The 6251-nt window shown below is 46.8% G+C and carries 6 protein-coding genes and 1 pseudogene; 5 read left to right on the forward strand and 2 right to left on the reverse strand.

Translation table 11 applies throughout. The features are described from left to right. Positions 1–226 precede the first annotated feature (226 nt). Together QZW82_RS27200 and QZW82_RS27205 are read right to left on the reverse strand one after the other, a co-directional pair. A complete protein-coding gene (locus QZW82_RS27200; protein ID WP_293155752.1) occupies positions 227–499 on the reverse strand; it encodes a hypothetical protein in 273 nt (90 codons plus the stop codon). 203 nt (positions 500–702) lie between these two features. After that, complete coding sequence (locus QZW82_RS27205) at positions 703–909, reverse strand: hypothetical protein (RefSeq protein WP_293155754.1); 207 nt, start codon at positions 907–909, stop codon at positions 703–705. Positions 910–1335: 426 nt separating this feature from the next. Between QZW82_RS27205 and QZW82_RS27210 the strand changes: the two genes are divergently transcribed. The 5 genes and pseudogenes from QZW82_RS27210 to QZW82_RS27230 all read left to right on the forward strand — a co-directional run. Beyond that, complete coding sequence (locus tag QZW82_RS27210; protein WP_293155757.1) at positions 1336–2382, forward strand: aspartate-semialdehyde dehydrogenase; 1047 nt, start codon at positions 1336–1338, stop codon at positions 2380–2382. Positions 2383–2621: 239 nt separating this feature from the next. Next, complete coding sequence (gene dapA / locus QZW82_RS27215; RefSeq protein WP_293155761.1) at positions 2622–3515, forward strand: 4-hydroxy-tetrahydrodipicolinate synthase; 894 nt, start codon at positions 2622–2624, stop codon at positions 3513–3515. A gap of 310 nt (positions 3516–3825) precedes the next feature. Beyond that, a complete protein-coding gene (locus tag QZW82_RS27220) occupies positions 3826–5712 on the forward strand; it encodes a ribonuclease J (RefSeq protein ID WP_293155764.1) in 1887 nt (628 codons plus the stop codon). A 134-nt stretch (positions 5713–5846) separates the two neighbouring features. Further along, positions 5847–5996: a hypothetical protein gene (locus QZW82_RS27225; RefSeq protein ID WP_293155767.1), complete on the forward strand. Its 150-nt coding sequence runs from the start codon at positions 5847–5849 to the stop codon at positions 5994–5996. Positions 5997–6163: 167 nt separating this feature from the next. Further along, positions 6164–6251, forward strand: a pseudogene (locus tag QZW82_RS27230) (IS1 family transposase); the annotation flags it as partial.

Below are 6251 nucleotides of genomic sequence, written 5' to 3' on the forward strand. Positions count from 1 at the left end.
AATTACCATTTCAAACCTCGCAGCCCTGTACGCATAATGGTCGCTCTTGTGGAGCCTCCCTTGCGGGGTAATGTTCGCTTCGCCAATGTTATAAGAGCTTGTTCGGCTAGTAGCACTGTTTCAGTGACTTTAAAACTGTTTAACCACTAGCGATAGAGCGGAAAACTAGCGTCGCATTCTCCGGTATCGTGACTCAAATAACGTAGTCAGTTAAGACTTAGGCCCGTCAGAATAGCTTGTGAAAGATTTCTCTTACAAGCTCAGTGGCGTTGATTCCCTGAGTTTCTGACCGGCTTTTGTGATATTTAACAATTTTGTTGACACTCTCCGGCGTTAACGCACGGGGATTCTTGGATCTTCGATCGACTTTAAGATTCCCCATCCACTGGCGAGCAGTGCTTAAACCTTTCAACCGTGCGATCGCACCAATTGACGAGCTTAACTTGGTGAAGCCCAGAGAGTCAATCTCCCCAAACGTACTAGGATACGAGCCTAGCATTCGGGCGTGCCCCGCCCTATGTGTTCGGTCAAATTATTAGGTTCTCTGGTGATGGGATGTTATTTTCTTTAATCCCTAGCTGTTTATAGAGTTTTTGCTGCTCTTTGTCCCTCGGTTTATGCTTAAAAGTGTGTCCTCAACTGTTTCACTCTTAGCATTGCGAGTTTCACCTTGACTATTTATATTGTACGCTGGGCTTATACCTAATTCGGAGCCAAGCCGTCCTCGGCTTCGCCGCGCGACGGGGTTTTAGACCCAAATTTTTGATAATTACCAACACCTCTACCTGATGAGACTGTAACTCGTTTCTGGCTAGTTTTTTCGCTCTTGCCAAATTGTTTTGGTTTGAGGATACTAGGTTTCGCTGGTAGGAATGTGGAGGTTAAGTCCACTAATTGCCGATGCACCATAGCATATATCGCCCTAGAATGTCAATCCGACCGGCATGAGCGGGCGATCGATTTTAATGGATGCGTTTGCTAAAATTCAGGTATCCCAAAACCAACTAGATGTGGATTGGGCGGGAGCAGATGGCAAAAGATGCTAAACTAAGATTGAGTACGATCGACCACCTCGGTTACTTGCACCCTTGCCATCTGCTCGCGCCCTGATGTGGCATAAAATTAATTGAGTTTAATTAACTATTGTGGATTTAAATTGTATATTTCCTAGACCGATCAAAAATCCTCTCCCCCTCTCGCCCTCTCGCCCTCTGGCCCTCTCGCCCTCAATCACCACAAACAATCTAGCTAGACGCACAAAATCTTATTCAGTATTGCAGTTATTTAAATTTTAGATTTCGATCGTTTAGACTCTAATTTGTGGAGGAAACTAATTTGTCTCAATCCTATCGAGTTGCCATTTTAGGAGCCACCGGCGCTGTCGGTGCCGAGTTACTAGAACTCCTGCACAGCCGGAGTTTTCCCATTTCAGACTTGAAGCTGCTGGCTTCGGAACGTTCAGCAGGCACAACTTTGCCCTTTGGCGGCGAGATGTTGCCGGTCGAAGCTGTATCGGAGCGATCGTTCGATAATGTAGATCTAGTTCTCGCCTCCGCCGGCGGTTCTATCTCTAAACTGTGGGCTCCGAAAGCAGTGGCAGCCGGGGCCGTGGTAATCGACAATTCCAGCGCTTTCCGTATGGATGCGACGGTACCTCTAGTTGTTCCCGAAGTCAATCCCCAAGCTGCGGCAACTCACCGAGGTATCATTGCTAATCCCAACTGCACCACGATTTTGATGGCAGTTGCCGTTTGGCCCCTGCACAAAGTTAAACCAGTCAAGCGCATAGTTGTAGCGACTTACCAGTCGGCCAGCGGCGCGGGCGCCAGGGCAATGGAGGAAATGAAAGATCAAGCCAGAGCAATTTTGGCAGGGGAAATTCCCCAAACCAATATTTTTCCCTACCCCTTGGCTTTTAACTTGTTTCCGCACAATACACCGATTAACGATTTAGGGTATTGTGAGGAAGAGATGAAAATGGTCAACGAAACTCGAAAGATTTTTGGTACGGACGAGATTAGAATTAGTGCGACTTGCGTGCGGGTTCCCGTACTCCGCGCCCATTCGGAGGCGATTAATCTGGAGTTTGCAGAGCCTTTTAGCCCGATCGACGCTAGGGAAATCTTAAAAGAGGCGATCGGCGTTAAGCTGGTAGAAGACTGGCAAGCTAATTATTTCCCGATGCCCGTCGAGGCCAGCGGTAAGGATGAAGTGCTAGTCGGCAGGATTCGCCAAGATATTTCTCACCCCTGCGGGTTGGAGATGTGGCTGAGCGGCGATCAAATTCGCAAAGGGGCTGCTTTAAATGCGGTGCAAATAGCTGAGTTGCTAGCAGACAAAGGTTTGCTGCAAATCCAACAAGCAGCGGCTATTTCTACTTAGGGCGACTGGGCCCAAAAAATAGATGCAAGTCCCCTACGTCAGGAGTGGAGATCTTAAAATTTTAGAGTCTAGTTGAAGAACCCAGATTCATCTGTGGAGTCAATTTAAAATCTAAAATTTAACATCTAAAATCGACTGAATCTGACAATAGGGCAATTGAAATGAAGATTTTAGATAAATCTTGCATCTGAAATCAAAAATTTAAAATCAAAAATCAACAGTCTAAAATCGGAGAAAGTGTGGTAAAGTTTGGACGGGTTCTGACTGCAATGATTACGCCGTTTAAGGAAGACGGCAGTGTTAACTATGCGGTAGCAGAACAATTGGCAATTCATTTAGCCGATCGCGGTACAGATAGCTTAGTGCTGTGCGGAACTACCGGCGAATCTCCCACTATGAGCTGGGATGAAGAGTACCAATTATTTCAGGTGGTACAAAAGGCAGTAGCCGGTAAAGCTTTGGTAATTGCAGGAGCAGGATCGAATTCGACCTCAGAAGCCATCGAAGCCACGCAAAAAGCAGCTAAACTCGGGTTAGACGGCTGTCTGCAGGTAGTTCCTTATTACAACAAGCCGCCGCAAGAAGGTTTGTACAATCATTTTCGGGCGATCGCGCAATCTTCTCCAGAATTGCCTATAATGTTATATAACATCCCCGGTCGCACTGGCCAGAATATGTTGCCCGAGACAGTAGCTCGATTGGCAGAAATCCCCAACATTGTGGCAGTCAAAGAAGCAAGTGGCAACCTAGATCAAGCAAGTCAAATTCGGTGCTTGACATCACCGGAATTTGCGATCTATTCTGGAGATGATTCCCTAACTTTGCCAATGTTGGCGGTAGGAGGATCTGGTGTAGTTAGCGTAGCCAGCCATCTGGTAGGAGAGCAACTGCAACAGATGATTAAAGCTTTCGAGGCCGGTCAAGTTCAAGTCGCTACCCAGATTCACTTGCAACTTTTTGACCTGTTTAAAGCTCTTTTTCTCACCACAAATCCCATTCCAGTTAAGGCAGCTCTTAAACTTCAAGGCTGGGATGTAGGCTCCACCCGTCCGCCCCTGTGCGCTCCGCCCGTTGAGGTAACTCAAAAGTTAAAGGACGTACTGAGTCAGCTAGCCGCAGTATCTGCTAGCTAGATAGGCGAGAACGAGTTTTCAGACAACTGAATATTAGTTGCGATCGGTCAGTAGTGCGAGCCTCAGAACTCGCGAAAGTCATCAGTCATTAGTCATAAACTGTTAGTAAGTAGCTGACAGTGAAGGACTAAAGACTGAGAATTAAAGACTCAAGACTGAAGACAACTGACTGTACGGGTTCGCAAAACCCGCAGGGGAGTTTTCCATCATAAATATGTGGAAAAAAATCGCCCTACTAACCAAAAGCCGAAAAAAGACGACAGACAAAAGACAACAGACTCATAACAAAAATAACTAACAAAGGATACGCATGATCAAAAATACAACTGCATCAGCTCTAAAAGTTATTCCCCTCGGCGGGCTGCACGAAATCGGTAAAAACACTTGTGTGTTCGAGTACGGCGACGAAATAATTCTTTTAGATGCAGGTTTAGCTTTCCCCACAGATGGAATGCACGGTGTAAATATTGTCCTCCCAGACATGACTTACCTGCGGGAAAACAGCCACAAAATTAAAGGTATGATCGTGACTCACGGTCACGAAGATCACATCGGTGGTATCCCCTATCACCTCAAAGAATTTGAAATTCCAGTCATCTACGGGCCGCGTTTGGCGATGGCTTTGCTCGCCGGAAAATTGGAAGAAGCCGGAGTGTCTCACCGCACAGAATTGCGGACAGTTAGACCGCGGGATACGGTCAGAATTGGCAAGAATTTCTTAGTCGAATACATTCGCAACACTCACTCGATGGCCGACAGTTTCACTGTGGCAATTCACACTCCCGTCGGAATTATTATTCACACTGGAGACTTTAAAATTGACCACACTCCCGTAGACGGCGAGCATTTTGATTTGCAAAAGCTGGCGGAGTACGGCGAAAGAGGCGTGCTGTGCTTGATCAGCGATTCTACTAACTCGGAAGTTCCTGGTTTTACCGCTTCAGAACGTTCTGTCGCTCCGAATTTAGACAGAATTATCGCTCAAGCAACGGGAAGAGTGATGATCACGACTTTTGCTTCGTCGGTACACCGATTGCAAATTGTTTTAGAATTGGCTAAGAAAAACAATCGGTATGTCGGAGTGGTTGGTCGCTCAATGCTGAACGTGATCGCTCACTGTCGCAATCTTGGCTACATCAAATGCGAAGATAGCCTGTTCAAACCGCTGAAAGAAATCCGCAATTTGCCAGATGACAAGGTTTTGATTTTGACTACGGGTTCCCAAGGCGAACCGATGGCGGCGATGACTCGCATTGCTAACGGCGAACATCACGAAGTGAAAATTAGAAAAGGCGATACAGTCATTTTCTCGGCTAATCCGATTCCTGGAAATACGATCGCAGTGGTAAATACGATCGATAAACTGATGATGCTGGGCGCAAACGTAGTTTACGGGCGCGACAAAGGAATTCACGTTTCCGGCCACGGCTGTCAAGAAGACCAAAAGTTAATGATTAACATGACTCGTCCCAAGTTCTTCTTACCTGTGCACGGCGAACACCGGATGCTGGTTCAGCATTCCAAGACTGCTCAAAGCATGGGCATTCCCGCCAGCAATATGGTGATTATCGACAATGGCGATGTCGTAGAGTTGACCGAAAATTCGATGCGAGTTAGCGGTAAAGTGCCTTCAGGAGTTGAATTAGTAGACTCTTCGCGATCGGGCGTAGTCAAAGCAAACGTCCTCAAGGAACGCCAGCAGTTAGCCGGAGATGGCGCTGTAACGGTAGCGGCAGCTTTGAACTGGGAAGGCAAGTTAGTCGCTAAGCCAGAAGTCCACTTAAAAGGTGTCGTGACATCCGCCGATCGCGCGGAAACGATCGGACTAATCAATCAAACCATTGAAACAGTTTTGAGCGATCGCTGGTCGGAATTTGTCCTACCTGCTACTGCTGAATCGCCAGTTAATGTTGACTGGGTAGGAGTTCAAACCCAAATCGAAAAAGCAATTGGGCGAGTGCTGCGCCGCCAACTGCAAAGCAATCCGATGCTGGTATTCCTGATGCAAATTCCTGAAGAAGCAGTGCGATCGGAATTTGTGCAAAGAGCTCAGCTTTCGATTGAAGCACCTAAGCTAGCATCATCATCATCACCATCATCACCATCATTGCCATCCCCAGTACCAGTCCCGGCTAATGCAGTAACAGGTCGTCGTCGTCCTCGGACTGCTGCAAAAGTAGCTTCCGTTGTCTCCTAGTATTAGTAATCCCTGGCGCAAAGCCAGGGATTTGTTTTTCAACGGCAGATAAGATCAAATCCGGTAGCATTGGAATTATGCAGTTTGTTTGCTACAAAAGGTGCGGGAAAAGGCACCGGATTCGGATTGGCGATATGCCTGGGCCACGCTACGCGATCGCCCGTCAGATTATTGTCGAAAAACATGAAAGTGCGATCGAGGTGGATTATCAGGTAGTTGACATCTCCCCATGCCTAAAGGCGAGGGGATTCACAAGACCACAATTTAAGTCTTATAGGTGCTGACAAATCACCTCTACCAACTCCACTTAGATCCAATCCAAGCATTGTTGCTACTTTACGACCAATATTTGCACACCCATTGCAGTCTGCATTAATTAGCCATCCCTTCGCAGTCCGATACAATCCACGTTGGCGTTGCTGAGTTAGAGTATGAATAGGAGGAATAATTTATGCAATGCCCTGAATGTAAATCAACCCATATCCGTAAAAACGGCAAGAAGAAAGGAAAACAAAATCACATTTGTGTCCAATGCAGTC

This window comes from Microcoleus sp. bin48.metabat.b7b8b9.023 (assembly GCF_013299185.1).
Lineage (GTDB): Bacteria > Cyanobacteriota > Cyanobacteriia > Cyanobacteriales > Microcoleaceae > Microcoleus.

Bases quoted from the DNA above. Each gene is read 5' to 3' on its own strand.
- QZW82_RS27200 (WP_293155752.1), bottom strand. From the start codon at position 499: ATGCTAGGCTCGTATCCTAGTACGTTTGGGGAGATTGACTCTCTGGGC.
- QZW82_RS27225 (WP_293155767.1), top strand. From the start codon at position 5,847: ATGCCTGGGCCACGCTACGCGATCGCCCGTCAGATTATTGTCGAAAAA.
- QZW82_RS27205 (WP_293155754.1), bottom strand. From the start codon at position 909: ATGGTGCATCGGCAATTAGTGGACTTAACCTCCACATTCCTACCAGCG.
- QZW82_RS27220 (WP_293155764.1), top strand. From the start codon at position 3,826: ATGATCAAAAATACAACTGCATCAGCTCTAAAAGTTATTCCCCTCGGC.